Genomic DNA, 15,709 nt, shown 5'->3' with positions numbered 1-15,709 from the left:
TTGCCGGGGAATCCGATGAGCCTTTCGGAAATGCTGAACATCGGCCTGATGCAGGGCTTCGCGGGCCTGAGCCTGTTCGCGGTGCTGCTGCTGATGGGCCTGGGCCTGGCCATCATCTTCGGCCAGATGGGCGTGATCAACATGGCGCATGGCGAGTTCATGACCATAGGCGCCTACACCATCTATCTCGGCTCCACGCTGGTCGGCAACCATGCGCCGGCGCTGCTGCCCTACTACTTCCCGGTGGCCATCGCGGCCGCCTTCGGCTTCGGTTTCATCGGCGGCTGGCTGGTGGAATGGGGCCTGATCCGCCACCTCTACAAACGCCCGCTCGACACCCTGCTGGCCACCTGGGGCGTGAGCCTGGCGCTGCAGCAGTGCTTCCGCTCCTTCATCGGCCCCAAGGAGGTCAGCCCCACGCTGCCCGAATGGCTGCTGGGCTCCTGGGCGCCGGCCGAGGGCCTGGACATCCCGATCAACGGCATGTTCGTGCTGGGCCTCACCGCGGTCGTCACCGGCGGCGTGCTGTTCGCCCTGCACCGCAGCCGCTGGGGCCTGCGGGTGCGCGCCACGGTGAGCAACCGGGTGATGGCCAACGCCATCGGCATCGACACCCAGCGCACCGACCGGCTGACATTCGCCATCGGCTGCGGCATCGCCGGCATCGCGGGCGCCGCCTTCACCACCATCGGCTCGACCGGGCCGACGTCGGGATCGCTCTACATCGTGGACAGCTTCCTGGTCGTCACCTTCGGCGGCGCGGCCAGCCTGCTGGGCACGGTGGTGTCGGCCTTCGGCATCGCGCAGACGCAGTCGATCACCGAGTTCTTCCTGGCCGGCTCCATGGCCAAGGTGATCACGCTGTCGCTGATCGTGCTGATCCTCATGGTCCGCCCGCAAGGCCTCTTCGCTAGCAAGGTGCGTCGATGAACCGAATCAAATCCTGGATCGTGCGCTACCAGCTCGCCAGCATGGTGCTGCTGACCGTGCTGCTGGCGGTGGTGCTGCCGCTGTCGCTGGACATCTTCCGGCTCAACCTGGTGGGCAAGTACCTGAGTTATGCCTTCGTGGCCATCGGCCTGGTGATGGTCTGGGGCTATGGCGGCGTGCTGAGCCTGGGGCAGGGTGTGTTCTTCGGCCTGGGCGGCTATGCCATGGCCATGTTCCTGAAGCTCGAAGCCTCGGACCCGATCACCACCAAGATCCAGTCCACCCCCGGCATTCCGGACTTCATGGACTGGAACCAGATCACCGCGCTGCCGGCCTTCTGGGTGCCCTTCAAGAGCCTGCCCTTCTCGCTGGCGGCGGTGATCCTGCTGCCCACGCTGCTGGCCTGGATCGTGAGTTTCGCCATGTTCAAGCGGCGGGTGGGCGGGGTGTATTTCGCCATCATCACGCAGGCGGTGGCGCTGATCGTGACGGTGCTCATCATCGGCCAGCAGGGCTATACCGGCGGCGTCAACGGGATGACCGACCTGAAGACCGTGCTGGGCTGGGACACCCGCACCGACTCGGCCAAGTACATCCTCTACTACGCCTGCGTGGCGCTGCTGGTGGCCGCCATGCTGCTGTGCCGCTTCATCCAGACCAGCAAGCTCGGCACCCTGCTGCTGGCCATGCGCGACAAGGAGGACCGGGTGCGGTTCTCCGGCTACGACGTGTCCAACTTCAAGGTCTTCACCTTCTGCCTGGCCGCCGCCCTGTCGGGCATCGGCGGCGCGCTGTTCACGCTGCAGGTGGGCTTCATGTCGCCGAGCTTCGTGGGCATCGTGCCTTCGATCGAGATGGTGATCTACGCGGCCGTCGGCGGACGCATGAGCCTGGTCGGCGCGGTGTACGGCACGCTGCTGGTGAACGCCGGCAAGACCTACTTCTCGGAGAGCTTCCCGGACCTGTGGCTGTTCCTGATGGCCGCGCTCTTCATCGGCGTGACCATGGCCTTCCCGATGGGCCTGGCCGGCGTCTGGGAAGAACACGTCAAGCCCTGGTGGCGCGGCCGCCGCGCGGCACTCCGGCAGGCCGCGCCCAAGGCCCCCGCGCCCCATGCCGTGCCGCCGGCACCCGCGCCCGAACCCGCCAGCCTTCCGTCCAACCTGCAGGGAACCCAGCCATGAGCAATACCGACTTCGCCCTGGCGGTGGAGGACCTGACCGTGTCCTTCGACGGCTTCAAGGCCATCGACACCCTCACGCTCTACATCGACAAGAACGAGCTGCGCGTGATCATCGGCCCCAACGGCGCCGGCAAGACCACGCTGCTCGACCTGATCTGCGGCAAGACCAAGGCCAGCGCCGGCAGCATCAAGTTCAAGAACACCGAACTGACCCGCATGGCCGAGCACAAGCGGGTGCGCCTGGGCATAGGCCGCAAGTTCCAGACGCCGTCGATCTACGAGAACCTGTCGGTGTTCCAGAACCTGGAGGTGTCCTATCCCGCCGGCCGCTCGGTCTTCGGCGCGCTGGCCTTCCAGTGCACCGAGGCCGTCCGCGAGAAGGTGCGCCTGGTGGCCGAGGACATCGGCCTGCTGGCCAAGCTGGACACCGAGGCCGGCCTGCTCTCCCACGGCCAGAAGCAGTGGCTGGAGATCGGCATGCTGCTGATGCAGGAGCCCGAGCTGCTGATGCTGGACGAACCCATCGCCGGCATGAGCGCGCGCGAACGTGAACTCACCGCCGAGCTGCTCAAGCGCATCTGCAGGAACCGCGCGGTGATCGTGATCGAACACGACATGGAGTTCGTCAAACGCATCGCCCACAAGGTCACCGTGATGCACCAGGGAAAGATCCTGGCCGAAGGGCCGATGGAGCAGGTGCAGGCCGACCCCAAGGTCATCGACGTCTACCTGGGACACTGAACATGAGCGCCGACATCCTCCAGGTCAGGGACCTCCACGTGGCCTACGGCCAGAGCGAAGCCCTGCACGGCATCTCCTTCGAGGGCCGCGAGAACGAGACGGTGGCCATCATGGGCCGCAACGGCATGGGCAAGACCACGCTGTTCAAGAGCCTGATGGGCGTGCTGCCCTGCAAGAGCGGCAGCATCACCGTGGGCGGACAGGAAGTGAGCAAGGACGAGAGCTTCCGCCGGGTCGCCAAGGGCATCGCCTATGTGCCGCAGGGCCGCATGATCTTCCCCACGCTGACGGTGGAGGAGAACATCCAGACCGGGCTGGAGAACGCCAAGGTCAAGAAGATTCCCGAGGAGATCTTCGCGCTGTTCCCGGTGCTGTGGGACATGCGCCGGCGCAAGGGCGGCAACCTCTCCGGCGGGCAGCAGCAGCAGCTGGCCATCGCCCGCGCGCTGGTGACCGATCCCAAGGTGCTGCTGCTCGACGAGCCCACCGAAGGCATCCAGCCTTCGATCATCAAGGACATCGCCAAGGCGCTCAACGAGATCCGCCGCATGCGCAAGCTGACCATCGTGGTCAGCGAGCAGGTGCTGTCCTTCGCCATGGACGTGGCCGACCGGCTCTTCGTGATCGAGGGCGGGCGGCTGGTGCACGAGACCTCGCGTGCCGAAACCGACCAGCAGCGCATCAAGTCCTATCTCTCTGTCTGAACCAAAGGAGTGTTTCCGTGGCCGATACCCTGATCAAAGTCGATCTCCAGCAGTCTCCCTATGAGAACAAGAAGGTGCACAACCGGTGGCATCCGGATATTCCCATGGCCGTCTGGGTGAATCCGGGGGATGAGTTCAAGCTGGAGACTTATGACTGGACTGGTGGTGCGATCAAGAACGACGACAGTGCGGATGACGTGCGGGATGTGGATCTTTCGACGGTGCACTTTCTGTCTGGCCCCGTCGGGGTGAAGGGGGCGCAGCCTGGCGACCTGCTGGTGGTCGATCTGCTCGACATCGGGGCGCGGGATGACAGCCTTTGGGGTTTCAATGGCTTCTTCTCGAAGAAGAACGGCGGGGGGTTTCTCACCGAGCACTATCCGCTGGCGCAGAAGTCGATCTGGGACTTTCACGGGATGTTCACCAATAGCCGGCATATCCCCGGGGTGAACTTCGCGGGGCTGATCCATCCGGGGCTGATCGGGTGTCTGCCGGATCAGAAGATGCTGGATGCCTGGAACGCCCGGGAGGCTGAGCTGATTGCCACCGATCCGGATCGCGTACCTGGCCTGGCGAATCCGCCCAATGCGCCGACTGCGCATATGGGCATGCTGACGGGCGAGGCTGCGGCCAAGGCTGCTGCCGAGGGTGCCCGCACTGTGCCGCCGCGTGAGCATGGGGGCAACTGCGATATCAAGGATTTGTCGCGCGGGTCCAAGGTGTACTTCCCTGTGTACGTCGAGGGCGCTGGCCTGTCGGTGGGCGATCTGCACTTCAGCCAGGGCGACGGGGAGATCACCTTCTGCGGCGCCATCGAGATGGCCGGTTGGGTGCACATGAAGGTGTCGCTGATCAAGGGTGGCATGGCCAAGTACGGGATCAAGAATCCGATCTTCAAGCCCAGTCCCATCGTGCCTAACTACAAGGACTATCTGATCTTCGAGGGGATCTCGGTGGATGAGGCTGGCAAGCAGCACTATCTCGATGTGACCGTGGCCTATCGGCAGGCCTGCCTGAACGCGATCGAGTACCTGAAGAAGTTCGGCTACAGCGGCGCGCAGGCCTATTCGATCCTGGGGACTGCGCCGGTGCAGGGGCACATCAGTGGGGTGGTGGATGTGCCCAATGCCTGTGCGACGCTGTGGCTGCCTACGGAGATCTTCGACTTCGACATCAATCCCACTGCGGCGGGGCCTGTGAAGATGCTCGATGGGAGCATCGACATGCCTATCTCGCAGGACAAGTAGCCATGCCTACCTATGAGTACGACTGTTCGGACTGCGGGGGGTTCGATGTGATTCGGCGACTGTCGGAGCGCAATGAGCCTGCGGCTTGTCCTGCCTGTGCGCGGGCTTCTCAGCGGGTGTTTGCGAGTGCGCCTCGGCTGGCTTGTGTCAGTGCGGAGCAGCGCAAGGCGTTTGATACCAACGAGCGTTCGCGGCATGCGCCTCGGTCTTCGCGGGATGGGGATCAGGGGAGCTATGGGCGGATGCGGCATCCCAGCGGCTGTGGGTGTTGCAGTACTTCTGCTGGGAAGCGGGGGGCTACTGTTACTGCGGCTAATGGGGCCAAGGGGTTTCCTTCCAAGCGGCCCTGGATGATCAGTCACTGACTGTTTTGCTTTGCTGGCGCTGGGTCTCCTGGCGGAGGGCGGGGCTGGGGCTGCGCGCCCCAGACCGCGCTCACTTTCTTTGCTTCGCCAAAGAAAGTAAGCAAAGAAAGGCGACCCGACACCCGAGGCCCTTCGGGCACCGCTGCGGTACTCGCAAAGGCGGGGTCCACGACAACTCGCTTCGCTCAAACAGGTCGTGGCCCTGATCCGCCTTTGCTCCGTTCCTCGCTCTCGGGCTCACGGGACCCGGGAGCGGGAGCGGGGACAGCGGCTGCTTCGCAGCGCTACGGGCCTTCGCTGCGCTCGGCCCTGGGTTGATGTTCATGTTCTCTTTTGGAGGTGGTCATGATTCATGGGGATATTTCTAGCAGCAGGGACACCGTCGGTGTCGCTGTCGTCAACTACAAGATGCCGCGGCTGCATTCCAAGGCTGAGGTGCTGGCCAATGCGCGGGCCATCGCTTCCATGGTCAAGGGCATGAAGGTCGGACTGCCGGGGATGGATCTGGTGATCTTTCCGGAGTACAGCACGCACGGGATCATGTATGACAGCCAGGAGATGTACGACACGGCGGCCACCGTTCCTGGTGAGGAGACGGAGATCTTTGCGGAGGCCTGTCGGTCCGCCAAGGTGTGGGGGGTGTTTTCTCTCACGGGCGAACGCCATGAGGAGCATCCGCGCAAGGCGCCTTACAACACGCTCATCCTCATGAACGACCAGGGGGAGATCGTGCAGAAGTACCGCAAGATCATGCCCTGGACACCCATCGAGGGCTGGTATCCGGGGGACCGCACCTATGTGTGCGACGGGCCCAAGGGGCTCAAGGTGAGCCTCATCATCTGCGACGACGGGAACTATCCGGAGATCTGGCGCGACTGCGCCATGAAGGGGGCGGAACTCATCGTGCGCTGCCAGGGGTATATGTACCCGGCCAAGGAACAGCAGATCCTCATGTCCAAGGCCATGGCCTTCGCCAACAACAGCTATGTGGCGGTGGCCAACGCGACGGGCTTCGATGGGGTGTATTCCTACTTCGGGCACTCGGCGCTGATCGGCTTCGACGGGCGCACGCTCGGCGAATGCGGGGAAGAGGAGATGGGCGTGCAATACGCGGCGCTGAGCAAGTCGCTGATCCGCGACTTCCGCAAGAACGGGCAGTCGGAGAACCACCTCTTCAAGCTGCTGCACCGGGGCTATACCGGGCTCATCAACTCCGGCGATGGCGACCAGGGCGTGGCGGACTGTCCGTTCGAGTTCTACGGCAAATGGATCGCCGATCCCCAGGGCGCGCGCGAGGCGGTGGAGGCCATCACCCGGCCGACCGTGGGCACCGAGGAATGCCCGATTCCCGGCATTCCCCACCAGGGCTGCTGAGCGGCTGCCTCAATAACCCCGCGCCGGATCGATCACGTGGTTCGGCGCCTCGCCGCGCCCCACCCGTTCGATGTTCTCGGCGATCTGCCGGGCCGAGGAAGACGGGATGGCCACCGAGGCCAGGTGCGGCGTGATCAGTACGTTGGGCATGCTCCACAGCGGGTCGGCGGCGGGCAGGGGCTCGCGCTCGAAGACGTCGAGCGTGGCGGCGCCGATCTGGCCGCTGCGCAGCAGATCGGTCAGTGCCGTCTGGTCCACCAGGGCGCCGCGGGCCACGTTGACGAAGGCGGCGCCGGGGCGCAGCTTCTCCAGGCGCTGGCGGTCGAAGAGGTGCCGGGTCTGCGGCGTCAGCGGCAGCATCAGCACCACGATGTCGGCCTGGGCGAGCACGCTGTCCAGGGTCTCCAGGCCGGCGAAGCATTCCACGCCTTCGATGGCGGCCTGGCTGCGCGACCAGCCCAGGGTGCGGTAGCCCTGGCGCTGGATCTCGTGCGCGGCCTTGGCGCCGAGCTGGCCCAGGCCGAGCACGGCCACGGTGATCTCGTCGGGCGAACGCGGATGGCGGTAGGCCCATTCGCCCAGGCGCTGGGCCTGTTCGAAGAAGGGGATGTCGCGTGCATGGCGCAGCACGGCGAAGAGCACGTAGCCGGCCATCATGCGGGACATCTGCGGATCGGTGATGCGGGTGATCGGGATGCCCGCGGGCAGGTCCTCGCGCGCCACCAGCGAATCGACGCCGGCGCCCAGGTTCACGATCAGGCGCAGGTTCGGCATCCTGCTGAAGAAGCCCTGCGGCGGCTTCCAGGCCATGGCGTAGTGGATGTCTTCGGGCCGCTCGATGGCGCTGGAATGCACCACCTGCAGGTGGGGGAGCTGCGCCTGCAGGGCGCGTTTCCAGGTCTGGAAATCGTCGAACTCGCTGTAGAAGGCCAGGGTGCCCAGGGGTGTCGTGCTCATCGCTTCAGGCGCTCTGTTGGCTCTTGCGCACCAGCTGCGCCACGGCCTGGATGGCCAGCTCGTAGCCGTCGCCGCCCAGCCCGGCGACGATGCCGTCGGCCACCTTGGAGATGTAGGAGTGGTGGCGGAAGGGCTCGCGTTTCCAGATCATGCTCATGTGGGTCTCGATGATCTTGCCGGGGAAGGACATCAGCGCATCCAGGATGGCGATCGAGGTGTAGGTGAGCCCGGCCGCGTTGATGCAGATGCCGTCGGCCACGCCGCGCGCCTCCTGGATCCAGTCGATCAGCTGGCCTTCGTGGTTGGACTGCAGGAAACGCAACGACACGCCCAGCGAAGCCGCCCGCGCCTCGCAGCGCGACTGCAGCACCGGGAAGCTGTCGGTGCCGTAGCTCTTGTTGGCATCCAGGCCATAGAGGTTGGCATTGGGGCCGTTGAGGAACCAGACGGTGATGGGGGGCGTGGTGGGGGTGTCGCTCATCTTGGGTATCTCAGGCGTCGTAGGGGCGGGTGGCCTGCAGGGCGGGCAGGGACTGGAAGGCCTCGTTCCAGCGCGCCGCCCGGGGGCAGGCGGCACGCCAGTCGATCTCGGGGAAACGGAAATCCAGGTAGCCCAGGCCGCAGCCGATGGTGACCTCGCCGATGGTGGGCCGGTCGAGGGAGAGTTCCTCGGCGACCGCTTCGATCTCCACCAGGCAGGCCGAGACCTTGGTCAGCAGCGCCTCGCGCCAGGTCGGCCATTGCAGCTCGGCCGGCCGCGCCGTGTGTTCGTAGCGGGCCAGCAGGGCGGCATCGAGCAGGCCGTCGCCCAGGGCCTGGCGGGTGAGGGCGGTCCAGCGCGCGGGGCCGGCGGAGGGGAAGAGCGTGCCGCCGGCCAGGCTGTCGAGGTACTCGCAGATCACCCGGCTGTCGTAGAGCGAGCTGCCATCGTCCAGGATCAGCGTGGGCACCTTGGCCAGCGGGTTGTGGGCGGCGATGCGCGGATCGCGGTTCACCGGATGGGCGGCGCTGGCCAGCCATTCGATGCGTGCGGCCTGGCCGGTGAGATGGGCGCAGACCATCACCTTGCGCACGAAGGGGGAAGTGGTGGCGTGGAGCAGTTGCATGGCGTCAGGGCAGCAGCACGAGTTTGCCGAAGACCTTGCCGCTTTCCAGCGCGACATGGGCGGCCGAGGCCTCGGCCACGGGGAAGCTGGCGTGGATGCGGGGCCGGATGCGACCGCTCTTCAGCAGGGGCAGCACATGGTGGGCGATGGCCTTGGCCATGCGCGCCTTCTCGTACGGGCTCTGCGGCCGCATGGTGGAGGAGTGCAGGCTCAGCTGCTTCTGCATCAGCGTGAGCAGCTCCACATTCACCGCCGAGCCCTGCATGAAGGACAGGCTCACATGCCGCCCGCCGAAGGCCATGGCCTGCAGGTTGCGCCTCACATACTCGCCGCCGACGATGTCCAGCACCACGTCCACGCCGCGCCCGCCGGTGAAGTCCAGGCAGGCCTGGGTGAAATCGGTGCTGGGCCAGTGGATCGCCAGGTCGGCGCCCAGCGCTTTCAGCTCGGCGAAGCGGGCCTCGTCGTTGTCGGTGACGATGACGGTGCAGCCCGCCGCATGCGCCATCTGCACCGCCAGCGTGCCGATGCCGCCGGCCGCGCCGTGCACCAGCACCGTCTCGCCCATGGACAGCCGCCCCAGCTCGAACAGGTTGTGCCACACGGTGAACAGGCCCTCGGGCAGCGCGGCGGCTTCCACATCCGACAGGTTCTGCGGCACCACGAAGGAATGCTCCACCGAGGCCGTGCACCAGGGCGCGTAACCGCCGCCCGGCACCAGGCTCATCAAGCGCTGGCCGAGCAGTTTCGGATCGGCGCCCGGCCCGCAGGCCACGACTTCGCCGCACACCTCCAGCCCCAGCACATCGGTGATGCCGGGCGCCGGCCTGGCGATCCCTTGCCGCTGCATGATGTCCGGCCGGTTGATGCCGGCGGCCAGCACCTTCAAGAGCACCTCACCGGCACCGGGCACCGGCATGGGCCGTTCGGCCAGCACCAGCACGCTGGCGTCGCCGGGTTCGCGGGCGACGATGGCCTGCATGGTGTCGGGCAGTCGGGTCGTGTTGATCATGGGTCTCTTATTTCCTGGGGCTGAAAACGCTGATGCCTTCGTCGGGCAGGGCCAGCCCGGCCACCGAGCCGACGGGCCATTGCTGCATGGCGCCCAGGCCTGCGCTGCGCACGGTGACGATCTGGCGTGCGGTGCGCGGCACATCCACATCGACGAAGGTATTGATGTGGTCGCCCTGGAACACATGGTTGACCACGGTGCCGCTCAGCACCGAGCCGGCATGCAGGCTCTCCAGCCGGATGTGTTCGGGCCGCACATACACATCGAGCCGCTCGCCTTCATGCGAGGCATCCACCAGCCGCGCATGCGGCAGGCTGATCAGCCCCGAGCCCAGGCGCAGCTGGAAGTCGGTGGCCGTCTGGCCGTGGTAGTGGGCCGGCAGGATGTTCACATCGCCCAGGAAGGAGGCCACGAAGGGGTCCTGCGGGTTCTGATACAGCTCGGCCGGCGGCGCGATCTGGCGGATCACGCCGGCCGACATCACCGCGATGCGGTCGGACATGGCCAGGGCCTCGCCCTGGTCGTGGGTGACAAAGACGGTGGTCAGGCCCAGGCGGCGCTGGATCTCGCGGATCTCCACCTGCATGGCACCGCGCAGGCTCTTGTCCAGGGCCGAGAAAGGCTCGTCCAGCAACAGCACCTTGGGCTGGATGACGAGGGCCCGCGCCAGCGCCACCCGCTGCTGCTGGCCGCCGGAGAGTTCACGCGGCTTGCGGTGGCCCAGCCCGTCGAGCTTGACCATGGCCATGGCCTCCTTCACCCGCTGCGCCACCTCGTCCTTCGGCATGCCGCGCATGCGCAGGCCATAGCCGATGTTGCGCTCCACCGTCATGTGCGGGAACAGCGCGTAGTTCTGGAACACGATGCCGATCTGCCGCTTGTGCGGCGGCTCGCTGGTGACCGGCTGACCCTCGATGAAGATCTCGCCGTTGTCGGCCTCGGCGAAGCCGGCGATCAGGTTGAGCAGCGTGGTCTTGCCGCAGCCCGAGGGGCCCAGCAGCGTGAGGAACTCGCCGCGCCGGATCTTCAGCGATACCTCGTGCAGCACCGTCTGCTCGTGGTACTTCTTGACCACGCCTTCGAGGCTGACGGCGATATCGCCCTGCGGCTGCACTGCGGGCGTGGTGGGTACGGCATTCATGCGCCGACGATAAGCCAAGCGGCCGGCCACAGGCCTTTGCCGATATTGATGCGGCCCCTCGGAAAAAACGAAATGCCCCGCTTTGCTTTTTCCTAAGCCCTGAGTCCGAAAAACGTGGTTCCAAAACAGGGCGGGCTTCTTCAGACTCGCCGCCATCGAAGACCGATCGCGGCGATATCCAGAGGAAGCCTACATGTCAGTGGAAACCATCAACACCCTCGTCGTCGGTGCCGGCCAGGCCGGCATCGCGATGAGCGAGCACCTGTCGCAGATGGGGGTGCCGCACATCGTGCTGGAGCGCAGCCGCATCGCCGAACGCTGGCGCTCCGAACGCTGGGATTCGCTGGTGGCCAACGGCCCGGCCTGGCACGACCGTTTCCCGGGCCTGAAGTTCGGCGACGTCTCGCCCGAGACCTTCCCGCCCAAGGAACGCATGGCCCAGTACTTCGAGGACTACGCCGCCATGCTCAAGGCGCCGGTGCGCACCGGTGTGGAAGTGCTGAAGGTGGAGCGCCACCGCGGCCGCAGCGGCTTCAAGGTGACTACTTCCGAAGGCGTGATCGAGGCCGCCAACGTGGTGGCCGCCACCGGCCCCTTCCAGACACCCAACTATCCGAAGATCGTGCCGGCCAGCGACGGCATCCGGCAGCTGCATTCGGTCGCCTACAAGAACCCGGGACAGCTGCCCGAAGGCGCGGTGCTGGTGGTGGGCGCCGGCGCCTCCGGCTCGCAGATCGCCGAGGAGCTGCAGAAGTCCGGCAAGACGGTCTACCTGTCGGTGGGCGAGCATTACCGCCCGCCGCGCTCCTACCGCGGCCGCGACTACTGCTGGTGGCTGGGCGCGCTCGGCCTGTGGGACGAGGTCAAGATCAAGCCCAAGAAGAAGCATGTGGCATTTGCCGTCAGCGGCTACGAGGGCGGCAAGACGGTGGATTTCCGCCGCCTGGCGCACCAGGGCATCCACCTGGTCGGCCTCACCAAATCCTTCGACAACGGCGTCATCCACTTCGAGCCGGGCCTGGCCGAGAACGTGGGTGAGGGCGACCGCGCCTACTTCGACGTGCTGCGCGACGCCGATGCCTACATCGAGGAACACGGCCTGGACTTCCCTCCCGAGCCCGAAGCCTGGAAGCTGCTGCCCGACCCGGACTGCCTCACCCATCCCATCGAGAGCCTGGACCTGAAGGCGGCCGGCATCAGCTCCATCCTCTGGGCCACCGGCTTCACTTTCGACTACCGCTGGCTGCAGGTCGATGCCTTCGACGAGAAGGGCGAGCCCTTCCACAAACGCGGCATCTCGGCCGAGAGCGGCATCTACTTCCTGGGCTTGCCCAACCTGGTGAACCGGGCCTCGTCCTTCATCTACGGCGTGTGGCACGACGCGAAGTACATCGCCGACCACATCGTGACCCAGGAGGGCTACCGCACTTACGAGAAGTCCTGAGCCGCGGGTTCAGGCGCCGGGCCGGCAGAGGAAATCGAGCAGCCCGGCCAGCATGCGGTCGCAGGCTTCGAGCTGCGACAGCTCCACGTACTCATCGGCCTTGTGCGCCACCTCGATGCTGCCCGGGCCGCAGACCAGCACCGGTGTCTGGTTCCAGCTGCGCTTGAAGAGGCCGCCCTCGCTGCCGTAGTCGACCTTGGTGCAGGGCGTGCCGGGCGGCAGCAGCGAACTCAGCAGGCCGACGGCGGCCGAGTCCTCGGGCGTGTTCAGGCTGGGATAGCTGTTGACCAGCGCGATCTCCGGCAGCGGCGCATCGGCGTGCACCGCATCGCGCGCCACCCGCTCGGTGAGCCGCTGCAGGATGCGTTCGAGGATCAGCTCGGGCTGGTCTTCGGACACATTGCGGATCTCGAAATTCAGCTCGCATTCGCTGGGCACGATGTTCAGCGCCCGCCCGCCGTGAATGGTGCCCACATGCACGGTGGAGTAGGGCACGCCGTAGCCCTCCTCGCGCGGGCCGGTCTCGGCCAGCTCCTGCTGCACATCCCGCAGCGAGGCCACCAGGTCGCCCGCCATGTGGATGGCGTTGACGAAACGCGGCGCCAGCCCCGAATGCCCCGCCTGCCCGCAGCACAGCGCGCGGTAGGCGGCCTTGCCCTTGTGGCCGGTGCCGATGCGCATCAGCGTGGGCTCGCCGACGATGCAGAGATAGGGCGCCGGCAGGCTGCCTTCGAGCCGGCGCAGCAGGTGGCGCACGCCCACGCAGCCGATCTCCTCGTCGAAGGACAGGGCCAGCTGCAGCGGCCGGGCCAGCGGCCTTTTCGCAGCCGCCACCATGGCGGTGACGGCGCAGGCCACGAAACCCTTCATGTCCGAAGCGCCGCGCCCGTAGATGCGCCCGTCGCGGTGCGTGGCCTCGAAGGGCGGCGAGGTCCAGGGCTGGCCCTCCACCGGCACCACATCGGTATGGCCCGACAGCAGCACACCGGGAACGCCCTCCGGCCCCACCGAGGCGAAGAGATTGGTGCGGCTCGCGTCCTGCGGATCCGGCGCCAGGGTGGAGGCGATGCCGGCATCGGCCAGCACTTGCTGCACCTTCTCGATCAGCCCGATATTGGGCTTAAGCGATACCGAGGGAAAGGCGATCAGGGTCTCCAGCAGTTCGACGCTGGCGGAAGTGGCTGTATTCATCACGGTGCGGAAATATGGGGGTCGAAGAAACTCGCCGCGCTCATGCCGGGGATGTACTGGTCGGAGATATAGGCCCGGCAGCGCTCCATGAACACCCGCGCCAATTTGGACTGCTTCATCGGCTTGTACGAAGCCAGCCCCAGCAGCATCGGCCGGTTCTTGCCGGCCAGGCGCACCCGCACCATGCGTTTGCCGTCCAGCGACTGGTTGGACTTGGGCCGCACATTGAACAGCGCATAACCGATGCCGTTGGCCACCATGGAACGCACCACCTCTTCGGAGCGCGATCGCGCCACGATGTTGGGCGTGACACCCGCCATGGCGAAGAGCGAGGTGAAGTACTCGCGGCTCATCGGCAGGTCCAGCAGCACATAGGGCTGGGGCGCCAGCTCCTCGAATGTGACGGCGGCCTGCTGCGCCAGCGGATGCAGCTCGCTCACCAGCACATAGGGCGGCAGGGTGGCCAGGGCCTCGAACTGGATGTCGTCGCCCAGGTGCAGGTCGTAGGTGATGGCCAGGTCGATCTCCAGCGCGTGCAGCTTGTTCATCAGCACCTCCTGGTCGCCTTCCACCATCTGCACCTGCACCTTCTCGAAGGCGCGCGAGAAACCGAAGATGACCTCCGGCGCGATCATGGCGGTGAGCGACTGGAAGCTGCCCACCCGCAGCGCGCCCTGCATCACGTCGCCCGAGTCGGAGGCGATCTCGTAGAGGCGGGAAGACCGGTCCAGCACATCCTCGCACTGGCGCAGCACCAGCGTGCCGATGGCCGTCAGCCCCAGGCCCTTGGAGGGGTGGCGCACGAAGAGCTGCACGTTCAGCTCGGTCTCGATATGGGCGATGGCCGCGGAGATCGAGGGCGAGGAGATGTGGATCTGCGCCGAGGCCGCGGCAATGCTGCCGTGCTTGGCCGTGGCGACGAAATACTCCATCTGGCGCAGGGAGACGCGGTTGAGCATGTCGGTGTGTGGATGCGCGCCGTGGCTCAGCGCCGGGGGGGAAGGGCCGGCCAGTGTAGCGGCGCCCCCCAGGGCTTTCAGAGGTTGCCGGGCACCCCGTAGCTGGGCGCGGCACGCGGATCGAGCGCGCGGGTGATGTAGGCCTGCAGCTGCGGCTCGTACACCTTCCAGGCGGCGTAGAGGGCCTGCACCGGGTCGTGCTCCACCCAGTCCATCCGCAGGTCCACGATCGGCCAGTTCTGCTCGCCATAGACCAGCAGCCCGGCCGAATGCACCGGCCCTTCCTCGCCGCCGGCATCTTGGCCGGCCAGCATGGCCAGCATCAGCCGCTCGGCCAGCGAGCCCCCGGCCGCCTCGAAGGCCGACAGCATGGCTTGCGGCACCTCGCGGCTCTTCAGCATATTGCCGGCGCAGGCTGCATCGCGGCCAACCGCGCTGGCCAGCGTGCCCAGGGCCTGGTCGCCGGTGAAGACCACCGGCGGGTTCGTCGCATCGATGGCCATCAGCTGCCGGTAGGCGATGAAGGGCCGCTTCTGCAGCTCGGCCACGGCCTGCGCTGGCGTGAGGCCGCCGGCCATCAGGTCCAGCGCCAGCGGGCCCAGGTCCGGATCGGTGATGTTCTGGCTGGCCGCCGCGCCCACGCCCTGGCGGCCGCGCACGCAGCGCGATGCCACGGCCGGCGACGAGGAAGAGACCGCCGCACCGAACTGCCCCGTCTTCGGGCAGCGCGCGATGATGGAGAAGGTCATGGAAACCCGGCTCAGTCGGGGATGACCGCGGTCGCGTCGATCTCCACCAGCCACTCCGGCCGCGCCAGCGCCGACACCACGATGCCGGTCGAGACCGGGAAAACACCCTTCAGCCAGCGGCCCACCACCAGGTACACCGCCTCACGGTAGCGCGGATCGATGATGTAGATGGTGATCTTGCAGATGTCCTGCAGCTCGCCGCCGGCCTCCTTCAGCAGCATGGCGATGTTGGCCATGGCCTGCTCCGCCTGCCCGCTCACGTCGCCGATGCACACGCTCTCGGAAGTGTCGAGGTTCTGGCCGATCTGCCCGCGCAGGAAGACCATGCTGCCCCGGGCGACCACCGCCTGGCACAGGTCGTTGTCGAGCTTCTGCTCCGGATAGGTGGCCTTGGTATTGAAGGGGCGGATGCGGGTGTGCTTCATGGTCGCTTCGGTGACATCGGAAAGCGGCCATGGTCGTGCGCGCCGGGCGGCGAGGCCATTTGTTTTTTCTGTGCGACCGTTTAGGAATTTCCGAGCGCCGCCCCATCGGGAAACTTGAGGCACCTCTACGTAAAAGGCGACTTGGCCCGGCGGCGCGGCTTTCCCATCATCCGGTCCGTGA

The 15,709-nt window shown here is 66.5% G+C and carries 17 protein-coding genes; 8 read left to right on the top strand and 9 right to left on the bottom strand.

Annotated features, from left to right (window positions below; translation table 11 throughout):
• Positions 1-15: 15 nt before the first annotated feature.
• The 7 genes from urtB to GT347_RS11305 all read left to right on the top strand — a co-directional run bounded on the left by urtB (position 16) and on the right by GT347_RS11305 (position 6,544).
• Positions 16-930 carry an urea ABC transporter permease subunit UrtB gene (gene urtB, locus GT347_RS11335; RefSeq protein WP_160552053.1) on the top strand — a complete coding sequence of 305 codons (915 nt, stop codon included), beginning with the start codon at positions 16-18 and terminating at the stop codon, positions 928-930.
• A complete protein-coding gene (gene urtC / locus GT347_RS11330) occupies positions 927-2,114 on the top strand; it encodes an urea ABC transporter permease subunit UrtC (RefSeq protein ID WP_160552052.1) in 1,188 nt (395 codons plus the stop codon). The genes urtB and urtC overlap by 4 nt, the downstream gene beginning before the upstream one ends.
• Entirely contained in the window at positions 2,111-2,854 is a 744-nt protein-coding gene (gene urtD, locus GT347_RS11325; RefSeq protein ID WP_160552051.1) for an urea ABC transporter ATP-binding protein UrtD, read from the top strand. Before urtC ends, urtD begins: the two co-directional genes overlap by 4 nt.
• A 14-nt stretch (positions 2,855-2,868) precedes the next feature.
• On the top strand, positions 2,869-3,558 hold the full coding sequence (gene urtE, locus GT347_RS11320) for an urea ABC transporter ATP-binding subunit UrtE (protein WP_160555310.1): 690 nt from the start codon (positions 2,869-2,871) through the stop codon (positions 3,556-3,558).
• 17 nt (positions 3,559-3,575) lie between these two features.
• The gene (gene fmdA, locus GT347_RS11315; RefSeq protein ID WP_160552050.1) at positions 3,576-4,805 is read left to right on the top strand and encodes a formamidase; all 1,230 of its coding nucleotides are present in this window, start codon (positions 3,576-3,578) and stop codon (positions 4,803-4,805) included.
• A gap of 2 nt (positions 4,806-4,807) precedes the next feature.
• Positions 4,808-5,170, top strand: a complete 363-nt coding sequence (locus tag GT347_RS11310) for an FmdB family zinc ribbon protein (RefSeq protein ID WP_160552049.1) — start codon at positions 4,808-4,810, stop codon at positions 5,168-5,170.
• Positions 5,171-5,515: 345 nt separating this feature from the next.
• Positions 5,516-6,544, top strand: a complete 1,029-nt coding sequence (locus tag GT347_RS11305; RefSeq protein WP_160552048.1) for an aliphatic amidase — start codon at positions 5,516-5,518, stop codon at positions 6,542-6,544.
• A gap of 9 nt (positions 6,545-6,553) precedes the next feature.
• Here the strand turns inward: GT347_RS11305 and GT347_RS11300 are convergent, their stop codons facing one another.
• Genes GT347_RS11300 through GT347_RS11280 form a run of 5 tightly spaced genes read right to left on the bottom strand, consistent with a single transcriptional unit; the run spans position 6,554 to position 10,760 of the window.
• A complete protein-coding gene (locus GT347_RS11300) occupies positions 6,554-7,501 on the bottom strand; it encodes a 2-hydroxyacid dehydrogenase (protein ID WP_160552047.1) in 948 nt (315 codons plus the stop codon).
• A gap of 4 nt (positions 7,502-7,505) precedes the next feature.
• The gene (locus GT347_RS11295) at positions 7,506-7,982 is read right to left on the bottom strand and encodes a type II 3-dehydroquinate dehydratase (protein WP_160552046.1); all 477 of its coding nucleotides are present in this window, start codon (positions 7,980-7,982) and stop codon (positions 7,506-7,508) included.
• Between the two features lie 10 nt (positions 7,983-7,992).
• The gene (locus tag GT347_RS11290) at positions 7,993-8,607 is read right to left on the bottom strand and encodes a glutathione S-transferase (protein ID WP_160552045.1); all 615 of its coding nucleotides are present in this window, start codon (positions 8,605-8,607) and stop codon (positions 7,993-7,995) included.
• Positions 8,608-8,611: 4 nt separating this feature from the next.
• Complete coding sequence (locus GT347_RS11285; protein ID WP_229722836.1) at positions 8,612-9,619, bottom strand: NAD(P)H-quinone oxidoreductase; 1,008 nt, start codon at positions 9,617-9,619, stop codon at positions 8,612-8,614.
• Positions 9,620-9,626: 7 nt separating this feature from the next.
• A complete protein-coding gene (locus tag GT347_RS11280; protein WP_160552044.1) occupies positions 9,627-10,760 on the bottom strand; it encodes an ABC transporter ATP-binding protein in 1,134 nt (377 codons plus the stop codon).
• A 193-nt stretch (positions 10,761-10,953) separates the two neighbouring features.
• Between GT347_RS11280 and GT347_RS11275 the strand changes: the two genes are divergently transcribed.
• Positions 10,954-12,204 carry a flavin-containing monooxygenase gene (locus GT347_RS11275; protein ID WP_160552043.1) on the top strand — a complete coding sequence of 417 codons (1,251 nt, stop codon included), beginning with the start codon at positions 10,954-10,956 and terminating at the stop codon, positions 12,202-12,204.
• A 9-nt stretch (positions 12,205-12,213) separates the two neighbouring features.
• Here GT347_RS11275 and argE read toward each other — a convergent pair whose 3' ends face one another.
• The 4 genes from argE to GT347_RS11255 all read right to left on the bottom strand — a co-directional run bounded on the left by argE (position 12,214) and on the right by GT347_RS11255 (position 15,528).
• Positions 12,214-13,395: an acetylornithine deacetylase gene (argE, locus tag GT347_RS11270; protein ID WP_195812410.1), complete on the bottom strand. Its 1,182-nt coding sequence runs from the start codon at positions 13,393-13,395 to the stop codon at positions 12,214-12,216.
• Positions 13,395-14,354 carry a LysR substrate-binding domain-containing protein gene (locus GT347_RS11265; RefSeq protein WP_160552041.1) on the bottom strand — a complete coding sequence of 320 codons (960 nt, stop codon included), beginning with the start codon at positions 14,352-14,354 and terminating at the stop codon, positions 13,395-13,397. The genes argE and GT347_RS11265 overlap by 1 nt, the downstream gene beginning before the upstream one ends.
• A 77-nt stretch (positions 14,355-14,431) precedes the next feature.
• Positions 14,432-15,103 carry a DUF1028 domain-containing protein gene (locus GT347_RS11260; protein WP_160552040.1) on the bottom strand — a complete coding sequence of 224 codons (672 nt, stop codon included), beginning with the start codon at positions 15,101-15,103 and terminating at the stop codon, positions 14,432-14,434.
• 11 nt (positions 15,104-15,114) lie between these two features.
• The gene (locus GT347_RS11255) at positions 15,115-15,528 is read right to left on the bottom strand and encodes a RidA family protein (protein WP_160552039.1); all 414 of its coding nucleotides are present in this window, start codon (positions 15,526-15,528) and stop codon (positions 15,115-15,117) included.
• Positions 15,529-15,709: the final 181 nt, after the last annotated feature.

Source organism: Xylophilus rhododendri (assembly GCF_009906855.1).
Classification (GTDB): Bacteria; Pseudomonadota; Gammaproteobacteria; order Burkholderiales; family Burkholderiaceae_C; genus Xylophilus; species Xylophilus rhododendri.
The sequence above is the reverse complement of the archived record's forward strand: the minus strand, read 5'-3'. Positions and strand labels throughout refer to the sequence as shown.